This window comes from Clostridia bacterium, assembly GCA_026414765.1.
Lineage (GTDB): Bacteria > Bacillota > Clostridia > Acetivibrionales > DSM-27016 > SKW86.
The window spans coordinates 44274-62555 of the sequence record JAOAIJ010000010.1; the positions used below are offsets into that span (position 1 = coordinate 44274).

At 38.8% G+C, this 18282-nt stretch carries 18 protein-coding genes; 8 read left to right on the plus strand and 10 right to left on the minus strand.

Annotated elements, in window-relative coordinates; genetic code table 11:
• The first annotated feature begins 326 nt into the window (after positions 1-326).
• The 6 genes from N3I35_02390 (at position 327) to N3I35_02415 (ending at position 4966) form a co-directional block, all read left to right on the plus strand.
• Complete coding sequence (locus N3I35_02390; protein MCX8128931.1) at positions 327-593, plus strand: PqqD family protein; 267 nt, start codon at positions 327-329, stop codon at positions 591-593.
• On the plus strand, positions 590-1714 hold the full coding sequence (locus N3I35_02395; GenBank protein ID MCX8128932.1) for a radical SAM protein: 1125 nt from the start codon (positions 590-592) through the stop codon (positions 1712-1714). The genes N3I35_02390 and N3I35_02395 overlap by 4 nt, the downstream gene beginning before the upstream one ends.
• Before the next feature lie 31 nt (positions 1715-1745).
• The gene (locus N3I35_02400; protein MCX8128933.1) at positions 1746-1871 is read left to right on the plus strand and encodes a hypothetical protein; all 126 of its coding nucleotides are present in this window, start codon (positions 1746-1748) and stop codon (positions 1869-1871) included.
• A gap of 72 nt (positions 1872-1943) precedes the next feature.
• A complete protein-coding gene (locus tag N3I35_02405; GenBank protein MCX8128934.1) occupies positions 1944-2822 on the plus strand; it encodes a hypothetical protein in 879 nt (292 codons plus the stop codon).
• Entirely contained in the window at positions 2810-3268 is a 459-nt protein-coding gene (locus N3I35_02410) for a S24/S26 family peptidase (protein MCX8128935.1), read from the plus strand. Before N3I35_02405 ends, N3I35_02410 begins: the two co-directional genes overlap by 13 nt.
• A gap of 21 nt (positions 3269-3289) precedes the next feature.
• On the plus strand, positions 3290-4966 hold the full coding sequence (locus tag N3I35_02415) for an ABC transporter ATP-binding protein/permease (GenBank protein ID MCX8128936.1): 1677 nt from the start codon (positions 3290-3292) through the stop codon (positions 4964-4966).
• Here N3I35_02415 and N3I35_02420 read toward each other — a convergent pair.
• The 4 genes from N3I35_02420 to N3I35_02435 all read right to left on the minus strand — a co-directional run bounded on the left by N3I35_02420 (position 4953) and on the right by N3I35_02435 (position 9871).
• Complete coding sequence (locus N3I35_02420) at positions 4953-6182, minus strand: nucleotidyltransferase family protein (GenBank protein ID MCX8128937.1); 1230 nt, start codon at positions 6180-6182, stop codon at positions 4953-4955. The two genes, N3I35_02415 and N3I35_02420, sit on opposite strands and share 14 nt — an antisense overlap.
• A 95-nt stretch (positions 6183-6277) precedes the next feature.
• Positions 6278-7102, minus strand: a complete 825-nt coding sequence (locus N3I35_02425) for a hypothetical protein (protein ID MCX8128938.1) — start codon at positions 7100-7102, stop codon at positions 6278-6280.
• A gap of 209 nt (positions 7103-7311) precedes the next feature.
• Positions 7312-8040: a PspA/IM30 family protein gene (locus tag N3I35_02430; protein ID MCX8128939.1), complete on the minus strand. Its 729-nt coding sequence runs from the start codon at positions 8038-8040 to the stop codon at positions 7312-7314.
• A 199-nt stretch (positions 8041-8239) separates the two neighbouring features.
• Positions 8240-9871, minus strand: a complete 1632-nt coding sequence (locus N3I35_02435; GenBank protein ID MCX8128940.1) for an ATP-binding protein — start codon at positions 9869-9871, stop codon at positions 8240-8242.
• Positions 9872-10136: 265 nt separating this feature from the next.
• Here N3I35_02435 and N3I35_02440 point away from each other — a divergent pair, with 265 nt between their 5' ends.
• The gene (locus N3I35_02440) at positions 10137-10346 is read left to right on the plus strand and encodes a heavy-metal-associated domain-containing protein (protein MCX8128941.1); all 210 of its coding nucleotides are present in this window, start codon (positions 10137-10139) and stop codon (positions 10344-10346) included.
• Between the two features lie 30 nt (positions 10347-10376).
• On the opposite strand, the gene N3I35_02445 is transcribed toward N3I35_02440, so the two are convergent.
• From N3I35_02445 to yabG, 6 genes are all read right to left on the minus strand, one after another.
• Positions 10377-11120 carry a nucleotidyltransferase family protein gene (locus N3I35_02445; GenBank protein MCX8128942.1) on the minus strand — a complete coding sequence of 248 codons (744 nt, stop codon included), beginning with the start codon at positions 11118-11120 and terminating at the stop codon, positions 10377-10379.
• Positions 11121-11181: 61 nt separating this feature from the next.
• Complete coding sequence (locus N3I35_02450) at positions 11182-11865, minus strand: GntR family transcriptional regulator (protein ID MCX8128943.1); 684 nt, start codon at positions 11863-11865, stop codon at positions 11182-11184.
• 141 nt (positions 11866-12006) lie between these two features.
• Entirely contained in the window at positions 12007-12861 is an 855-nt protein-coding gene (gene ispE, locus N3I35_02455) for a 4-(cytidine 5'-diphospho)-2-C-methyl-D-erythritol kinase (protein MCX8128944.1), read from the minus strand.
• A gap of 154 nt (positions 12862-13015) precedes the next feature.
• Complete coding sequence (locus N3I35_02460; protein ID MCX8128945.1) at positions 13016-14584, minus strand: DUF3794 domain-containing protein; 1569 nt, start codon at positions 14582-14584, stop codon at positions 13016-13018.
• Positions 14585-14995: 411 nt separating this feature from the next.
• Entirely contained in the window at positions 14996-15262 is a 267-nt protein-coding gene (locus N3I35_02465; GenBank protein ID MCX8128946.1) for a Veg family protein, read from the minus strand.
• A 116-nt stretch (positions 15263-15378) separates the two neighbouring features.
• A complete protein-coding gene (gene yabG, locus N3I35_02470) occupies positions 15379-16266 on the minus strand; it encodes a sporulation peptidase YabG (GenBank protein MCX8128947.1) in 888 nt (295 codons plus the stop codon).
• A 206-nt stretch (positions 16267-16472) separates the two neighbouring features.
• Between yabG and N3I35_02475 the strand changes: the two genes are divergently transcribed.
• Entirely contained in the window at positions 16473-18143 is a 1671-nt protein-coding gene (locus N3I35_02475; GenBank protein ID MCX8128948.1) for a formate--tetrahydrofolate ligase, read from the plus strand.
• The last annotated feature ends 139 nt before the right edge of the window (positions 18144-18282 follow it).

Consider the following 18282-nt stretch of genomic DNA (forward strand, 5'->3'; position numbering starts at 1 on the left):
ATTGTGCTAAAAAAGGCATACTTAGCCATTTACCAAGTTGCCTGATTAATACCAGTTTCATCTTTTGTTTTTTATCGCCCAAAGGAACTATTTTCATAGGTCTCCCGGACTATAAACTTATACATAATATATTATAGATTAAATTCGACAAAAATCAAGACATTTTTTGGCTTTACTGCTTGTAATTTGTAAAATAATATAGTATTGCGTTTATCCCTTCTATATATTTGTATCAGATAAACTAAGCGACTATGAAAAAAGAGGGTTTTTTATTAATAATGTCGAAATATACAGATTAACAAAATATTTCTATAGGAGGGCTGCCAGTGAAAATCAAAGAAGGTTTCCTGCTCCGTGAAATTGCCGGGTCATGGGTAGTAGTGCCTGTGGGTAATCGGGTAGTCGAGTTTAATGGTTTATTGACCCTTAGTGAAAGCGGCGCACTCCTGTGGAGATTAATGGAAAAAGGTACAGAGAAGGACGCATTGGTTGGATTACTCCTGAAAGAATATGATATCGATAGTACTACTGCAGAAGCTGACGTAGAAGAGTTTATATCATTAGTATCTGAAAAAGGGTTGTTTGAACGATGAGCACGTCATGGAGCCAGCTAAATGACAAGATAATGGAACAGGCTGCGAAAAAAAAGGTGCCTGTCGTAGGGCAATTCGAATTAACTCCGCGCTGCAATCTACAATGCAAAATGTGCTATATATGCAGACGGGAAAATGATTATGAGATACTGGCTGAAGAAATTTCAGCCCACGCTTGGATACAGCTTGCCGCAGGTGCTCGCGATGCAGGAATGCTCTATCTGCTGCTTACCGGTGGAGAAGTATTTTTGCGGCAGGATTTTAAAACCATATATGAAGAAATCTCTATGATGGGATTTGTCACAGAAATATTTACTAATGCAACATTGATAACACCTCAGGTAGCAAAATGGCTTGGGAGAATCCCGCCCTCAAAAGTAGCAGTATCAATATACGGCGCCTCTCCCGAAACATACAGGGTAGTCTGCGGTAGTGCCAGCAGCTACGAACGTACTGTACGGGGTATAGATTTATTGCTGTCTGAGGGTATTACTGTAGATTTGAGAACAACCATAATAAAAGGAAATAAAAACGATTTTACGAAGCTTGCAGACTTTGCAGAAAAGCGGAATCTTGAATTCGGGATTGTGAACTATATATCCCCCCGCCGGGAAAAGGGCGATACCTCCCCGGAAGCTGAACGCTTGTCTCCTGACGAGTTAGCCGAATTTGAAGTATATGTACAAAGCTATTATCAAGATAAGGACCCGGATAAGAAGGAAAATGAACAGACTTTTGAGAGCTGTTCTGATAATACTGCTGCCGATAGACTGAAAATATCCTATTTACCGGATAATTCATGCGAATCATTCAGATGTACAGCAGGACACAGTTCTTTTTGGATAACGTGGAATGGGCAAATGATACCTTGCGGACAAGTAAATACTCCCACAGTTTCCCTAATTAAGAACAATTTTTCTGAAGCCTGGACTAAGTTACAGCGTCTCTGTTCACGTGTCCCTGCCTGCAAAGAATGTGATATTTGTTCTCTTAGCGAGTATTGTATGTCATGCCCTGCAGTACTTGAAGCAGAAACCGGAGCTTTTGATAAACCTTCACCATACCTTTGCGAGTTAGCAAAGAAAAGAATGAATCTGAAACTAATTAATAAAAATACATAATTGTTCGTATTTAGTACCGGAGGTGTCTCTAATGAAAAAATATGTAAAACCAACCCTTGAATTCGTTGAACTCAGGCCGGAAGAAAGACTGGCCGCATGTGTATTTGTAGGACGAAACAAAGGGAGGAACTGTCCTCTGAACCGGACAGCCAGTTAATTCGGACCATGTTAAGGCCTGTCTCAAAAAGACAGGCCTGTTATCTGATTATGCTTACAGGAGAAATATCATATGTTGAATCTGAAAATAAGTGATATAAATATTGATATAATGTTTGACACTGATGATTTCAACAAGTCTGACGATACGGATTGTATAGCCAGTCGTTTTAAAGCATTCCTTTCAAAGCCTGCACAGGCAAATCCTGACATGACGGTATACTTGAAGCATAAAGACTATATACCTCAGCCTGAAGGCATTGTCTTATATGATGAAGGAATTAAGTGGACCAAAAACTATAATAATGCTTTTTATATGTCAATCAGTATGCATGACATAGCTTCAACCGAGATAATCTCACTGCTTGAGGTAAACAATAAATGGTCAAAAGCTTGCATAACCTGTATTAACGATACCTCAAAAAGTAGCTGTTCTATGGCTGTGCCGTTAAGTGAAATTCTCTTCCGAAACAGAATATTATTTTACGGAGGAATAATCCTTCATGCTTCAGCTATCAGGTGGGCGGGAAAGGGGATTTTGTTTTCAGCACCGGCCGGAACCGGAAAATCTACACAGGCAAAACTCTGGAAAAAACTGATGGGGGCTGAAATTCTAAATGACGACCGGCCTGCTGTAAGGATAGTAGACACGCAGACTAATATATACGGTACCCCATGGAGCGGTTCCACACCCTGCTTTTCAAATAGTAATTCGCCATTATCAGCAATAATACTATTGGAACAATCAGATGAAAATGTTATTAAGCATCTTTCGGTTGAGGCTGCGCTACCCCTTATTATGCCCAGATGCTTTCTGCCATATCACGACAGTTTGTTAATGGAAATGGCACTGGAAAACCTGGAAAAAATCATTGGGACATCTCCTGTTTACTTGCTGAAGTGTCGTCCCGATAAAGAATCTGTGGAGCTGGTATATAGATGCATAAGGTAGTAGAATTAAGTTCGGCTAGGATATTTCCATTAATTAATGAATTGCTTGATAGTGGATCAAGTGTACGCATTACTGTCACAGGCACAAGTATGTACCCTTTTCTACGTAATAGTGTCGATAGTGTAGAACTTTCTCATACTGATTTTAAAAACCTGCATCGTGGAGACATCATACTGGTTCATACCGATAATAAGGAGTATATCCTCCATAGGGTAGTAAGAAAAGAGAAGGATTACCTTTATATATGTGGTGATGCCCAAAAACACATGGATGGGCCAATATACCCCAGGAATATCCGGGCTCTTGTAACCGCAGTCTGGCGAGAGGGGAAGCGAATAAAACATGACAATTTCCTATGGAAGTTACTATCTTCAACTTGGCTTTATTTATTACCCTTCAGGGCTTTTATTATCAATGCATACTGGAAGCTAAAAGGCTTCAAATAACTCTTTGTGGGAGGACTTCAGTTGAAAACCCGCTTTGCAATTATAAGATGGATGCTAAGCCAGGTGAGACCCTTCGGTACTTCACTGTTTTTAGTTATAGCACTTGGAGCCATAATACCCCTAAGCGGAGTTGGCATGGCTATTGCTTCTAAAGAATTGATTGACTCTGCTTCAGCCGGCGAGTGGCAAAAAACTCTATTTTGCGCTGCTTTATTTATTGCACTCATACTTGTACAGGTAATCGTGCAGTCCGCCTCCTCTGTAATGTCTGTACGTATATCGGAATCAGTATCCAATAGTATCCGTAAAAACCTTGTTTTTCATATGACACAAGTTCAATGGTCAAACTTTTCAAAATACCACAGCGGAGATATATTAACCAGAATAATCAGCGATGTCTCTTCTGTTACAAATGGTATTGTAAATAGTTTACCAGGAATGCTTGCACTTGTGGTGCAGTTTCTGGCTGCTTTTATCACATTACTGGTGTTCGAGCCCGCATTAGCCATACTTGCTATTATTTTAGCTCCTTCTGCTGTATTATTCAGCAGGTTTCTTGGTCATCGCCTGAAACAGCTTCACACTGCTATACAAGAAACAGAAAGTGAATACCGTTCTTTTCTCCACGAAATTCTGCAAAATATACCTGTCATCAAAGCGTTCTGTGTCGAAAAAGAGTATAGCATTAGATCCGGCAGCATCCTGAGTAAAAAATTCGGGTTGATAATGAAGCGCAGCCGTATACAGGCAGCAGCAGGATCCATGATTTCACTCAGCTACTGGATAAGTTACTTTATTGCTTTTTTTTGGGGAGTTATGAATCTCTCAAAGGGCATCGCTACCTTCGGAACCCTCGCAGCTTTCCTTCAACTGGTAGAACAAATACAGACGCCCTTCTTTGAACTTTCAAATACACTTCCTCAGTTCATTTCCTCAATCTCCTCTGCCGACAGGCTAAGAGAACTCGAAAAGCTGGAACCTGAGAAAGTGAATTGCCCAATACCACCTTTACCTTCTGCTGGAATAATCGCAGAGAATGTTTGTTTTTATTATGATCAGAGCAAACCTGTTTTAAAGGATGTCTCCATAATAATAAACCGGGGCGAGATAGTAGGTATATCCGGTGCGTCAGGTGAAGGCAAGACCACCCTTATACTTATGCTGCTTTCACTTATTACTCCACAAAAAGGTCACATATATTTTGTAGATGAGTCGGGGAGGCGTATAGAAGCATCAGCAGATAGCAGGGCAATGATATCATATGTGCCTCAAGGCAGTTCCTTGTTCTCTGGAACCATAGCAGAAAATTTACTGGTAGGTAACCCGGCTGCTACTGATACAGAATTGGAAGCTGCCTTATGCTCAGCATGTGCCTGGGAATTTATAAAAGATTTACCCGAAGGTATGAATACAAAAATAGGTGAGCGGGGGCTGGGTCTGTCCGCAGGGCAGGCGCAGCGAATCGCCATCGCCCGGGCAATGCTCCGTAATGTGCCTGTTCTGATTTTAGATGAAGCAACCTCCCAGCTCGATATTGATACAGAAATTAGAATACTAAAGTCAATTAATACTTTAGATCCATCCCGCACATGCATTATTATATCCCACAGACCTGAAGCACTCAGGATGTGCCATAGGGTAGTAAGGCTGGAAAACCAGTGTATCAGTGAAACGAGAAGTGAAGTTACTTCAGATTAAGCCAGCGCAGAAGACCGGTACGCTCTTCAAAGGTCGCCAGGGATCTACGCGGATGTAAAAAGGCTGTCCTGACTATAGAAACAAAGTTCTTACGGCAGATATTGTAAAGCAACCTGTGCAGCCATGCCGCAGGAATAAGAAAAGGAGATCTACGTGCATAGGAATACCTTTTTCTCAACCTGTCTGCCGTTGGAAACAAAAATGATATATAATATTTTATTTTCCCGGACGAATTTTCAGAACCGTCGTAATTTACATATCTTAGTAGTGAGTTCCCTATATGCCTGCTGAAGTCTGTATGTCCATGGACTCCACCGGAAAGAATATCGTTTATAAATACTTCCAGATATGGATGGTCGGCGACCTCCCGGCAGAATAGCCCATTTGGCAACTCCATTCCAAACAACTTATGACAGGTAACAAAAACCGCAAATACAAATCTTTCTATACCAAATGCTTTTATATGGCTATATAAATAATCCCAGTCCAATTTATCCTTATAAGACTCTATAAAAATCACTATATCACATAACTGACGAAGTCCAAAACCATATGAAGCTATATGCTCTGCCAAATGCAGGAACATATATAACAAGCTATCATCTGATGAAAGCAGTAAAACAGGCATACCGTTTATTTGAGCCGGAGCTGTACTACTCCATATGCTCTTTTCAAAGCATTCAGCCGCCTTTAGGCTTTCATGGCTCATAAGCATATTATGCAGCTCTATTACCAGATCTGCATAGCGTAAAACTGTATGCTTGAAATCAGAGTCATCCTCTACGTAACCCATACAAAGAAGAAGATTTTTTGCCCTTTTCTTATGTTCATCACGCACGAGAATATCTACATCTGCCATAGTCCGCAATTCCGGCTGCGGATATAGCTCCCGGAGTACTATACCCTTTAATGCAACTACCGGTATCCCTGCATCATTAAAGCACCTGAACACTTCCCCCAATTTTTCCATATGCTGTATCTGTGTCATACCGGCAAAAAGGACTGCCCTCTCCCATTTTAACATAAGGTCTCTGTCAGGACCGTATTCGGGACTCAAATCCTTTACCGCAGGATACATTAAGGCATACACATCATGTGACACTGCTTGCTCAAATATGCTTTTCCAATCAGCTTCTCCGATTACAAAGTCCTGAGGTCTCTTCCCCCGTATCGCCAAAGAAAGAAGGTATACAAGTACTTGTTGGTCTATATCCATACAGCACCCCCGTATACCCATTTTATCATACTTTTCTGTCGTTTAAGCAGGGCCACATAAAAAAAGAACCCGAAAAGTGGGTTCTTTTGCTCATATTACAGATTAATTTTATTTCTCCGTCTTTCTTCAAGCACATTATCAAGAGCAGTAGCTTCATTAACAGCTGTCTCAAGCTTTTCAACCATTTCGGCTGTTTCTATACTCGACATTATCTGATGCCTGAACATATTGACGGTACTTTCCATATAATCAAGTTTTGCCGCTATCCTCTCGATATCTTTCTTCTCTTCCTTCAGCCTGTTTATTATTCTTTCATCCATTTCAATAAGATTTTTTATATCCTGAACTATATGAGGGTCGCTGGCAAAGTTCAACTTACGCATATTTGCATTTATCCTGTTTGCAATATCACCTACATCCATCTCACTTAGCTCTCTGCTCCTTTTGCAGAAGTTGACGGAAAGCTTTATATATGCCTGTACAAGGTTTAGTGTCTGCTCCACAATCCTTTCTTTAATAAAGCTGTGTTCTCCTTTAAAGAAAGAATTTACTATATCGGTTTTATCCTCCATTACTTTGCGGAGTTTTTGCAGATAGGTAGAACTGACATGCTTCTTGGCTTCGTTAGCCAGCCGTGAGCATGAAAAATTCAAATCCTGTATATTTCTTATCTTTTCCTTCCTGTTAAATTTCTCGTGAAAATCCTTGTTTAAGAGAGTTTGACCTACAAAAACAAGGTATAGAAAAATAGCAGGAACGTAAGTTATTGCCGTACTGGTGTTTAGTTCAAATGGTATAAGGGACTGGAGAACACCTACATCCAATACTGCCACCAGGGCAGCCGATATACCGGCAAACAACAAAAGCAGCCCCAGATTCCTGGGTTTAAAAATTGCACTCATAAACATCCTGAATTTCATAGTTATCCCTCATAAAAAGCCAGCTTAATTTATCGTGTTAGGTCTGGCAGATTTCAGTATTCAAAAATCCTAAATTGAAAAAGCGCTAGAAGTTAAGCCCTTATGGCGCTTAATTAAAGGCGCTTTTCAATATTATATACGTATTATATTAATTTATGTCTGCAAAAACTAAAAAATATTTATCTTTTTCAAAATAATTATTAATAATATTAATTAGTTGCTTTATTATCTGTTCTTTCCTTTACTTCAAAACCCTGCTCTCCGCCCAGCATTGCCTCTGCCCTTGCGCGCGCCCTATCTCTTGCAGAGTTCATGTCAAGTCTCTTTAGTTTCATATCCATATTAGTATCATTTAGTGATTCTATAGCATTTGCCCTTGCAGTTTTCTTGTTAACAAGGTCTCTTGCTCTATCCATACTTTCGTTCACACTACCGACTGCATTGTTCTTTGAGGTATATTTTGCATTTACAGAGTTTATGTTTTCCTTTAATGTAGCCATCTTAGCCTGGGATTTAAGAGTTTTTAATTCATTGAGTTTAGCGTTCATTTCAGACTCAAATATCTTATAATCTTCCCTTATCCTTGCAACATCGGACATAGCACTTTCGTAGGTAGCCTTATGCGTATCGAATACGGTCTGATACTCTTCTTCCTGCACAAGAAGCTCGATAAGCACATCTTTGTCTCCCTGCCTCTGAGCCGCTTCGATACGGGCTTTTATAGCATTAAGGTTCTTCTCTGCATTTTTCATTTCTATCTTAATCAACTCTGCATTTGTCTGAATTTCTATAATCTGATGTTCTGCTTCCTTTCTGGCCCTATCAATCTGATTCTTAATATCTTCAAAAAGTGCATCAGGATTTCTTTCTTCTATTCCTCCTACAAAGAGTCCAAAAAATCCTCTTATAACAGCACCTAATCTACTAAACAAACCCATAAAACTGCCTCCCCATTATTATTCTTATACAAAACCAAGAACATTGATTTATTTGAATATTTACTCTACATTAATAATTTATTATAAATACAGAACCTTGTAAATACATAAATATAAATTCTACAGACATTTTGCATGAACCCCTGGTAATTTATTTATACGCTTATTACAGGCTTTTGTCTGGTATGAAACAAATTTCCTATTCCCTAATTTCTGCAAATTCAAGTGAATCCTTATTATCCAGCCATTCTTTATACTTATCCGGCAACAAGTCCTTATCATCACATTCTCTGACAGCAAGCATGGTCATAAATTCAACTTCCTGAGTGCTCGGTCGGCATTTTTCTATCGCCCTATCCAGTATATCACCGGTAAGGACACTCCCCTCAGCTTCATCCTCATTTGCGAGCTCGTAGGCTTTTCTTACAACAGTTTCTATTTCCGCGCCTGTATAGCTTTCTGTTTTCTCAGCAAAAGGTAAAAAATCCGCAATGTCAGTTTCAAAGCCATACTTTTTTATCATAATCTTAAATATTTCTGCCCTTTCAGGTGCCTCAGGAAGAAGAATAGGTATCTTTTTATCAAATCTGCCTGCCCTTTTCAGTGCAGCATCAAGCAAGTCAGGTCTGTTAGTTGCTGCAATGAAAATTACTTTCCCTCTATTATTAGTATTACTGGTAAACTGCAAAAATTCACTGAATATATTTCTACTCACACCGCTGTCCCCACTCTCACCTCTTCTAAAGGCAGTGTCTATTTCATCGACAAAAACGATTACAGGCTGCTGTGACTGGGCTCCCAAAAGACATTTTTTGAAATTCTTCTCGCTCTCACCCACATATTGACCCAATATCCTTGACATATCTATCTTTACACAGTTAAACCCGCTGGATTTTGCCAGGGCATTAACCAATAAAGTCTTTCCTGTTCCAGATGGCCCGCATAATAGTATTCCCATGGGCACTCTTCTCAAATCTCCCTTTTTGATAGGGTTGACGATATTTTTTACAAGGTAGTTTTTTGCCATTTCCATGCCCCCTATATCCTCAAAACCGATTTCGGGGTAAATAAACTCTAAAACATCTCCATATTCCTTTTTTAGAACAGAATGCTTCTTCTCCTTAATGAATTCGAAACTTACAGGTACATCCTCAGCTTCCGCTTTTAGCTTTATATCTTTTATGGACTTCTTACTGAGTCCTGAAGACAGTTTCGCAAATTCGTCCGACGAAATATTTGACTTGACATTTTTGTCATTCAAAAGATACTCTATATACTCTTTTCTATCGGTTTCGCCAGGTAACTCAACCAATACAGGCTCGATTCTGTAAGAGGACTTTAAAGTTTCCCTGCTTACATCTGCAATATTGTCTGCAAGCATTATTATTGTACTTCCCACGTTGGATATCTTGGGATCCACAGACCATTCGCAAAGCCATATAAGGGCTGCCCTTTCTTCAAGAGACATGCTTCCTACATCTACGGCAGGAATTATCTTTTCGGCATGGTTTATAAAAAGTACCATTTTTGTACCTCTTAAAGCCATATCTATATAAGGAAATATCTTGGATGGAAGAGCATGAAGCAGATTTACAGCTTCATTTGAGGTAATCTTATGGAATTCTCTTTCCATACCAGGATCGATAAATGTAAGCCCATGGGAAATATCATAAAAAGCAACTATCCCAAAACCCCTCTGCTTAATGAATTCATCATAAAGAAATCTGTCTACATATCTGTAATTATCAACAAGGTCCCTTACATTGAAATATAAGAGGAACTCATGTGAAATACCTGCCTTATATTTGCTCAAAAATTCTTCATACCACATAGAAATTATAGCCTTGCCTCCCTAGTTAATTAATATAACGCTATTTATAAGTATATAACTAACGATCTGTCCATGTATTTATTATAGACTCGATATCTATAGTATATATTACTACTCTCTACATTGTTTGTCAATAAAATACTTCATATACAGTTATGACAATCCTGAACTTAAAAAAAAATTATGTATGAGGAGCCGGATTATATATAAATAATTTTTATCATATGGAGCTAAACTATAATATCATTAATTTCAGGAGGATTTTATGGAAACTACTACATTTACTGTTCCATCAATAACCTGCAACATATGCTCGGACAAAATTCAAGAAGGTTTAAAAACTCTAGACGGTGTCGGTAATATTTCCGTTGATTTGAAAACTAAAATGGTTAATGTTGAATATAACCCAAATGATGTACAACCTCAGGATATAAGAAAAAAGGTTTCAAGCCTGGGCTATGAAGTGGTCCAGTGACAAAAGTACATGCTCATGCATGTACTTTTGTCACTGTGAGAGGTGAGCAGTAACAGCTATCACATCACTTGACTTATCCACATCATTTCCTATTTCCGGATATTCCGAAACAAAAACCCTTGCTTTGATTCCTGACAATTCAGAAAACTTTTTTTCCATCTTATCAATAGTCAGCCTTCCCATAGCAAACTGAGCTGCAAAGCCAGGACTTACTATGGTAACCATTTTCAGGGGGTTTTTCCGCGCTTCTAAAAGCTTACTGGCTAAAGCATAGCCCTTTTCAATTATTTGAGGATTAAGATAAAAAATATTCCCTCCTGTGAACGTTCCTTCTTTTACCTTTATGTAAGTCCTTTCAAATTCAGGATATTTAGATATATTAATACTTTTTTCCACTATAGGGTAGCAAAAGTCTGCACCCATATCCCTGGCATTAAAAATAAAATCCTTTACCGCATCTGCAGTAATCAACGGTATGTCGCAGGAACTGATGAGTAGCGGCATCTCCTTCCCCAGATACTTTACTCCTGCGATTATATTATCCACTATCAGGCCTTCAGGGGCAATAACTGCATCTACCTTATCCTTAAGCACGGTCTCCAGTTCATCTACATTACCAACAACTACTATTTTCTTTATGTATTCAACATTCCTAAAAGCATCTACAACATAATCAATCATAGCTCTGCCGTTAATTTTTAGTAAAGCCTTATTGACAGTATCATTCCATTTGTGCGTACCGTGATCACTGGCAAGTATTATTACATTCAGCATTAGCCCTACCCTTTCCCCGTTTAAAATATTAAGAGAGGTGTTTTTCACCTCTCTTAATATTTTAAGTCAAATTATGCTTTTTTATTGAATTAATTATTATTTCTTCCTGTCTTCTTATATGTTTTTGCGCTACAGTCTCTGCAATTTCATTATTTTTAGCCGATATGGCCTCAATAATATCCGTATGCTCCTTAATAATATCCTTGGGGCTGCTGTAATCCTTCAGGTAAATAACCCTGAACCTATGGATTTGCTCTCTTAAATTGCTGGCTATCTGAATTAGCTTGTCATTCCTGGAGGAGCGGTAAATAATATCGTGGAATTCTACATCCTTTTTAATAGTCCCTTGAAGGTTGTCCTTTTCCATGTAGTTAACAAACTGCATATTTACATGCTTTAACTCCTTGAGCTCTTCCTCTGTTATTCTCTGTGCAGAAAGTGCTGTTGCCAGACCATCCAGTGTTGCCCTCACCTCAAGCACATCCATTATATCCTTTACAGAGAGATCGGCAACTTGTGCACCCTTCCTCGGAACCATGTTTACCAAACCTTCAAGTTCCAGCTTTCTTATGGCTTCCCTTACCGGAGTCCTGCTCACACCCATCTTCTCCGCGAGCTGGACTTCCATCAACCTTTCTCCCGGCTTTAGTTCCCCTACTATAATTGCCTCCCTTAATGTGTTGAATATTACTTCCCTTAAGGGTTTATAATCGTTTAAATTTACTTTTGAAAGTTTTCCCGCCATATTTTTATCTCTCCTCACTTATAGTTAAGACTTTGCAGCTTGAATCTGCATCCGTTTAAATATCTGGGATTACTCAATCATTCTGTTGAAAATCGCCTGTACTAAACTAAAACTTCCAGACTGGCATATCATATCAGTTATTTACTGTACGGATTTAGTCAGAAAGCAGTCCCAATTACTTTTCTTAATTTCTATATAGGCTTTTTCAGCCGATTGGCTATTGTCAAATATACCGAACACAGATGGCCCGCTGCCACTCATCATACTCCCCAATGCCCCCAGTGCCAACAGTGCTTCCTTTATCCTCTGAATTACGGTATATTTAGGGATAGTGACAGTTTCCAGTACATTTACCATATTAGCCGCCAGATAATGCTTATCATGGTTTTTTATGCTATTTATAAGTAGTTCAGTATCAGGCCTCTGACTTATAGTATCCAGCCTGAGATTTTTATACACCCATGGTGTAGATACTCCTATCTTAGGCTTTACAAGCACAATATGTGTTTCCTGTAGAGCGGGCAGCTCCGTCAATACTTCTCCGATACCTTCAGCCAGCATCGTTCCCCCTTTTATACAATAAGGAACATCCGCTCCTATCTGTTTCCCCAATAGCATCATTTCCGCTTCGTTAATACCAAGATCAAATATTTTGTTAATTCCCTTTATCACAGAAGCCGCATCAGAACTTCCTCCGGCTAGCCCTGCTGCAACAGGAATATTTTTGTTAATTCTTATCTTTATTCCACCCTTTATGTTATAATTATCTACAAGCAATTGGGCAGCCTTATAGGCTATATTATCACAGTTTTCCGGAACCCATGGGCAGCCGCACTCTATACTGATCCCATGATCCGTCTGCTCAATAAATATATCATCATACAAATCTATTGTCTGCATTATCATTTTTACTTCGTGATATCCATCAGGCCTCTTTCCTACAACATCAAGAGATAAGTTTATCTTAGCCCTGGCCTTTAATTGAATCATTTGCATAACTATACTCCCCTAATTAGTTACGTATATTATATACAAAAAACATAATACTTTCAACAAAAAGTGCCTGAAATCTAAATTTCAGGCACTAAAATCCCACTTATTATTAATTTTTAGTACATTGTGCAAAATATTATCTTAATCATTTACCGGTTTATATCCTTCTTTTAGGAATAACCAATTGCTGTCCGGGATATAGGATTTCTCTGTCATTTATATTGTTTGCTCCCCTTATTTCTTCTACCGTTGTATAATACTTCTTTGCAATGTTCCAGAAAGAGTCTCCGGGCTTTACAAAATAAATAGTAATACTTGGCTGGTTTTCGATTAACCTTTCGTCTACAGGCAATTCATTCACTTTTACTACTAATGGTATTTCATTATGACTGACGACTTTCGTATTTATACTCATAACCAGTCTGATTTCAACTTCATTGCTTGAAACCATACTGTAATTACAGTGCTCAACATCCAGGCCCACATCGCACGCCATATCCTGATTTATACCTTTTACATCCATAGTGTGCTTAAAAGGTACTTCCTGGTTACTGCAATATACAGGCTGTTCTTCACTATTAGCCAGATAAAGTATATTGTTGTCCACAACACCTTCTACAACTATCTTATCATCCAGAACTTTTACTTCAGATACAGAAGGTTTACTCAAGACATTAAATACCTCTGATATTTCCGGGCTTCCTTCCTGCATGGAAATAGTATCCTTAAGAATTATCTGTCCCTTATTCTCTGCTACAGTTTCTTCTACTCTAAAAGGCTCCTTGTCAAGATTAAGCCTTATCTGACGGCTGTAAGCGTCATCAACCATTTCAATATTCTTCTTGTTGAATCCTGACGCAGTAACCTTTAATTTCACTTCCCCGGTTAGTATCCTTAACTCGCCGTCACTATCTTCTGCTGGTTCAAATCTGGCATCAGTAATTCGGAAATCTACATCACAGGTCGAGTAGTCGTTAGCTCCTGTCAGATCGACTAACTGCGTGAATGGTAATTCGTGCTCCATATACTGGATACTGTTATTCTCATCATCCCCTGTATAAAGCGTAGATACCAGAAGCTCTCCTTTGGTGATAATCTTATTATCACTTACCTTGTAGTCTTTACCTATAATTTTAATATCATTTCTTAAAACTTCCCGTATAGTCGGTTTTCCTGCCGGTACTTCCATACTCTCTTGCAGGGAAAACTCCTCTGTACTTTCACCTAATGAGCTGTTTACTCTCACATTGCTTTTTAATATCTGGACTTCATCACTATCTCCAAAGCCGCTTATAACACTCTTTTCAATTTCATCAGTTACTTTTCCCGTTACTTTAACAATGGCTTTTACATTTATTTTACGCCCATTTAAAATCTCATAATCTATATGTTCTAATTCACACTTTACCCTACCGCTCATTCCAGATCTGGCACTAGGAATATCAAGGCTGCACATAAAGCTGGTATTGGTATTTATGCTTTTAATACTCCTGTCTTCATCATCGGACACATAGAGTATCTTGTACTGAATTGCCCCATTAACCAGTACCCTGTCCTGTGAAATGTCAGAGTTGTATGAATAAATGTCTCCGTCTAAGAGTAGTATCCGGTCGACATCCGGCTTAACATCGGGTACGATTATATCATTTTCAACAACAGTCTGTGTTGAATCTTCACCAATTACCTGATTAATTCTTATAGAGTCCCTGATAAGTTCAAGCGACATTTTACAATCCTCCCCCTGCTTTATATATGAAACGCACTTCATGCGCGGCTTCGCCTTCTTTTGAAGACGCTGGCTACGAACTATGGAACGGGCTTTCCTTCTCTTTGTCCCATTGCCTATCGCCTATCACCTATTGCCTGCGACTATATTGTAGTATATATATATTGACAAGGTCAGGGAAATATGACTAACTTAAACCCGTAAAATTATTATGAGTAAAAACACTGCATATGCTTTTTACTTATTGCCAAACAAAGAGAGTTAATAGTATATGGTTTCAGAAAAATTAAAAAGCCAGGTAATCACCTGACTTTTTAACCAACCTTTTAGAAAAGGGGTCTAACTGGTTTCATTTTGTATAATAAGTTAATCTTACTTTGTCCATTGGCGCAATCTTCTACCCTAACACTATCAGCTAACCTGTATCCTTTTATTATCCTTGCATACAACAAGTTCAACAGCTTTTGTCAGTATGTCAGTATAGCTATAAGATACTCTTCTAGTTGCTTCATAATCGTTTTCAAACTTTACTATGAAGATGCTGGGATAGGTGTTTTCAAGGACTCCTTCTCTAATAAATGCCTTTTTCCTACCTTTATTGGCTTTTAGTTGAACTTTTTGACCAATGCAGGTTTCTATGTCTTTCCTTATTTGGGTCAGGTCATTCTTTCCTATCATTGAATCACCTCATCTTCTGTTTGCAAGTATTATATCACAAACTTTAGTGCTTGTCAAAAAAATTTAAATATTATAACAGGGGAAATTAAATTATGTCAAGTATTATTTTTGAAATACTAATTATTGTACGGTTCCAAAGGAAATCCATTCCTATATTTCCCGCGCGTTTCTATCCCACCTATCCCTTCTGCTCCTGTTATCGTATTGCTGATAACATCAGACGGTTTAAGCACTTTATCTATGCCTGAAAGTGCCACCTTCTGACAGATAAATACCGGATCAAGTGCGTGTATAAGTACTCTGTAAGGTGCACTGGCATAGTTTGCACCGGCTTTTAGTATAGCATTGTACATTGACTGGCACGCTCCTGCAAAAATAACCAGACTGTCAAAATCAGGCTCATACCTCCTCGCTTCTCTAACTGCTTCAATGTAATACTTTGAATTCCTATAGTTATCTATGTTGGAATAGTTGTTATCTCCCTTAATAACACTATCATGGCCTGTTAAGACAAGGATATCCGGTCTATGCCTCCTAAGGAGGTCATAAATTTTTCCCGGCTGCTCACTTTCAGGTATAAACTCTCCTATAACATCCAAACCAAATTTTCTATATTGATTTAAACAATTCTCTAAATAATCATTATCTCCATCAACGTGTAGTATCTTACCCGACCTGGAAAATTTCCGGGCATTGTCTGTCGGAGTGTTTCTATAATATAATTTTTTTGAGCCACCTCTATATCTTGCCATATGGTTTGATGTTTGAATTTCCCTGCATTTCCTGCTTACAATCGAATTAATCCTCGAGTTATACTCTGTTACATTTTTATCATCCAATACGATCAGATCTGACTCAGGGGCATCTGCTTCAATTCTATAACTGATACCTTTAAGTATGATCACCCTTTCCCCGTTTAGCTCCCTGATATCGGTAACTTTGAAATAGACATCGCCGCCATAGGATTTCCTAGCTACAATATCTCCGACTTTCAAATCCCCCATCCTGTCACCTTCCTTCATTCAATATTTCGTCTGCTACATAATATGTCTGAAAGACCTGTAATGTGAGAAAATGAGTATTGATTAACAGCAATGCTAAACGTTATAATAACATTTAGAGCGTAATTCTTTACGCGGCATAAGGTTGCAGGTAAACGGAAAGAGATGATAACAGCGCATTCAGCTGCGCTTGAAAGGAAGTATGTATTATGCTTACTGATATTGAAATCGCTCAGGGTTGCAAAATGAAACCGATAGCAGAAATCGCTGGAGGTTTGGGAATACAGCCTGACGAACTGGAGTTATATGGTAAATACAAGGCTAAACTTACAGATGATTTATGGAAAAGAATAGAAGGCAATAAAGATGGAAAGCTTGTTTTAGTAACCGCTATAAATCCAACACCTGCCGGTGAGGGAAAAACTACCACTACAGTAGGTTTGGGACAGGCAATGGCAAGGATAGGTAAAAAGGCCATTATAGCACTTAGAGAGCCTTCCTTGGGTCCTGTTATGGGTGTCAAGGGCGGAGCAGCAGGAGGCGGATACTCACAGGTTGTTCCTATGGAAGATATAAACCTTCATTTTACCGGTGACATGCATGCTATAACGACAGCAAACAACCTGTTGTCAGCAGCGATAGATAATCATATCCAACAGGGAAATTGTCTGGGTATCGACCCTAGGCAGATTATTTGGAAAAGAGCTATGGACATGAATGACAGATCACTGAGAAATATAATCGTCGGTCTAGGGGGTAAAGCTAACGGTACCCCGAGGGAAGATGGTTTTAACATAACTGTGGCATCTGAGGTAATGGCTATATTATGTCTCGCTTCTGACCTAATGGACTTAAAAAAGCGCCTCGGCAATATAATTATAGGATATAGCTATGGTGGAAGCGCAGTTACCGCCAAAGACCTTAATGTAGACGGTGCAATGACTCTGCTGCTTAAAGACGCTATAAAACCAAATCTGGTTCAAACGCTGGAAAATACACCAGCTCTAATGCATGGTGGGCCTTTCGCCAATATTGCTCATGGGTGTAATAGTGTAGCCGCTACCAAACTGGCATTGAAGCTGGCCGATTATGTAATAACAGAAGCAGGGTTCGGGGCTGATCTTGGTGCAGAAAAATTCTTTGATATAAAATGCAGATACGCAAACCTCAAGCCTGATGCAGTAGTTCTTGTAGCAACTATCAGAGCTTTGAAATACAATGGAGGCCTAAAGAAGGAAGATTTGAAGAAAGAAAACCTTGATGCTTTGAAGAAGGGCTTCGTAAATTTGGAAAAACATGTAGAAAACCTGAGAAAGTTCGGTGTACCGCTTGTAGTTGCAATAAATCATTTCGATACAGATTCGGAAGAGGAAGTAGAATACATAAAAAGCAGATGCAATAGCATGAATGTAGAAGTAGCTTTCTCCCAGGTTTTTGCAAAAGGCGGTAATGGCGGTATGGAATTGGCTGAGAAGCTTGTGAATATTATTGACACCACTGCCTCAGACTTCAAGCCCCTTTATGATGTCAATCTTTCTATAAGAGAAAAAATAGAGATAATTACCAGGGAAATATACGGTGGCAGGGGCGTAGTATTAACCGCATCGGCTGAAAAAGCTATTAGGAAAATTGAAGAGATGGGTATGGACAAACTGCCTGTCTGTATGGCAAAAACCCAATACTCATTATCTGATAATGCATCACTCTTAGGACGGCCGGAAGGTTTTGATGTTACGGTCAGAGAGGTAAGACTATCGGCAGGTGCAGGATTTATAGTAGCCCTGACAGGGGAAATAATGACCATGCCGGGTTTACCGAAAATTCCTGCTGCCGAAAAGATAAATATTGACGAAAATGGAGTAATTACAGGATTATTTTAGAGATTATGAGCAGAGAACCTTATCTTTTTGATAGAGGTTCTTTTTGTTTATAAGAGCCTAAAAAAAGCCACTCTTTTCCCGAAGAATATCTACTTACAAATGTATCCCGGTACTGATAACATATTACATATTACTTTAA

What these genes read in the sequence shown, in the direction of transcription:
- N3I35_02395 (MCX8128932.1), top strand. Translation starts at nt 590, where the DNA reads ATGAGCACGTCATGGAGCCAGCTAAATGACAAGATAATGGAACAGGCT.
- N3I35_02400 (MCX8128933.1), top strand. Translation starts at nt 1,746, where the DNA reads ATGAAAAAATATGTAAAACCAACCCTTGAATTCGTTGAACTCAGGCCG.
- N3I35_02405 (MCX8128934.1), top strand. Translation starts at nt 1,944, where the DNA reads ATGTTGAATCTGAAAATAAGTGATATAAATATTGATATAATGTTTGAC.
- N3I35_02410 (MCX8128935.1), top strand. Translation starts at nt 2,810, where the DNA reads ATGCATAAGGTAGTAGAATTAAGTTCGGCTAGGATATTTCCATTAATT.
- N3I35_02420 (MCX8128937.1), bottom strand. Translation starts at nt 6,182, where the DNA reads ATGGATATAGACCAACAAGTACTTGTATACCTTCTTTCTTTGGCGATA.
- N3I35_02425 (MCX8128938.1), bottom strand. Translation starts at nt 7,102, where the DNA reads ATGAAATTCAGGATGTTTATGAGTGCAATTTTTAAACCCAGGAATCTG.
- N3I35_02430 (MCX8128939.1), bottom strand. Translation starts at nt 8,040, where the DNA reads ATGGGTTTGTTTAGTAGATTAGGTGCTGTTATAAGAGGATTTTTTGGA.
- N3I35_02435 (MCX8128940.1), bottom strand. Translation starts at nt 9,871, where the DNA reads ATGTGGTATGAAGAATTTTTGAGCAAATATAAGGCAGGTATTTCACAT.
- N3I35_02440 (MCX8128941.1), top strand. Translation starts at nt 10,137, where the DNA reads ATGGAAACTACTACATTTACTGTTCCATCAATAACCTGCAACATATGC.
- N3I35_02445 (MCX8128942.1), bottom strand. Translation starts at nt 11,120, where the DNA reads ATGCTGAATGTAATAATACTTGCCAGTGATCACGGTACGCACAAATGG.
- N3I35_02450 (MCX8128943.1), bottom strand. Translation starts at nt 11,865, where the DNA reads ATGGCGGGAAAACTTTCAAAAGTAAATTTAAACGATTATAAACCCTTA.
- ispE (MCX8128944.1), bottom strand. Translation starts at nt 12,861, where the DNA reads ATGCAAATGATTCAATTAAAGGCCAGGGCTAAGATAAACTTATCTCTT.
- N3I35_02460 (MCX8128945.1), bottom strand. Translation starts at nt 14,584, where the DNA reads ATGTCGCTTGAACTTATCAGGGACTCTATAAGAATTAATCAGGTAATT.
- N3I35_02465 (MCX8128946.1), bottom strand. Translation starts at nt 15,262, where the DNA reads ATGATAGGAAAGAATGACCTGACCCAAATAAGGAAAGACATAGAAACC.
- yabG (MCX8128947.1), bottom strand. Translation starts at nt 16,266, where the DNA reads ATGGGGGATTTGAAAGTCGGAGATATTGTAGCTAGGAAATCCTATGGC.
- N3I35_02475 (MCX8128948.1), top strand. Translation starts at nt 16,473, where the DNA reads ATGCTTACTGATATTGAAATCGCTCAGGGTTGCAAAATGAAACCGATA.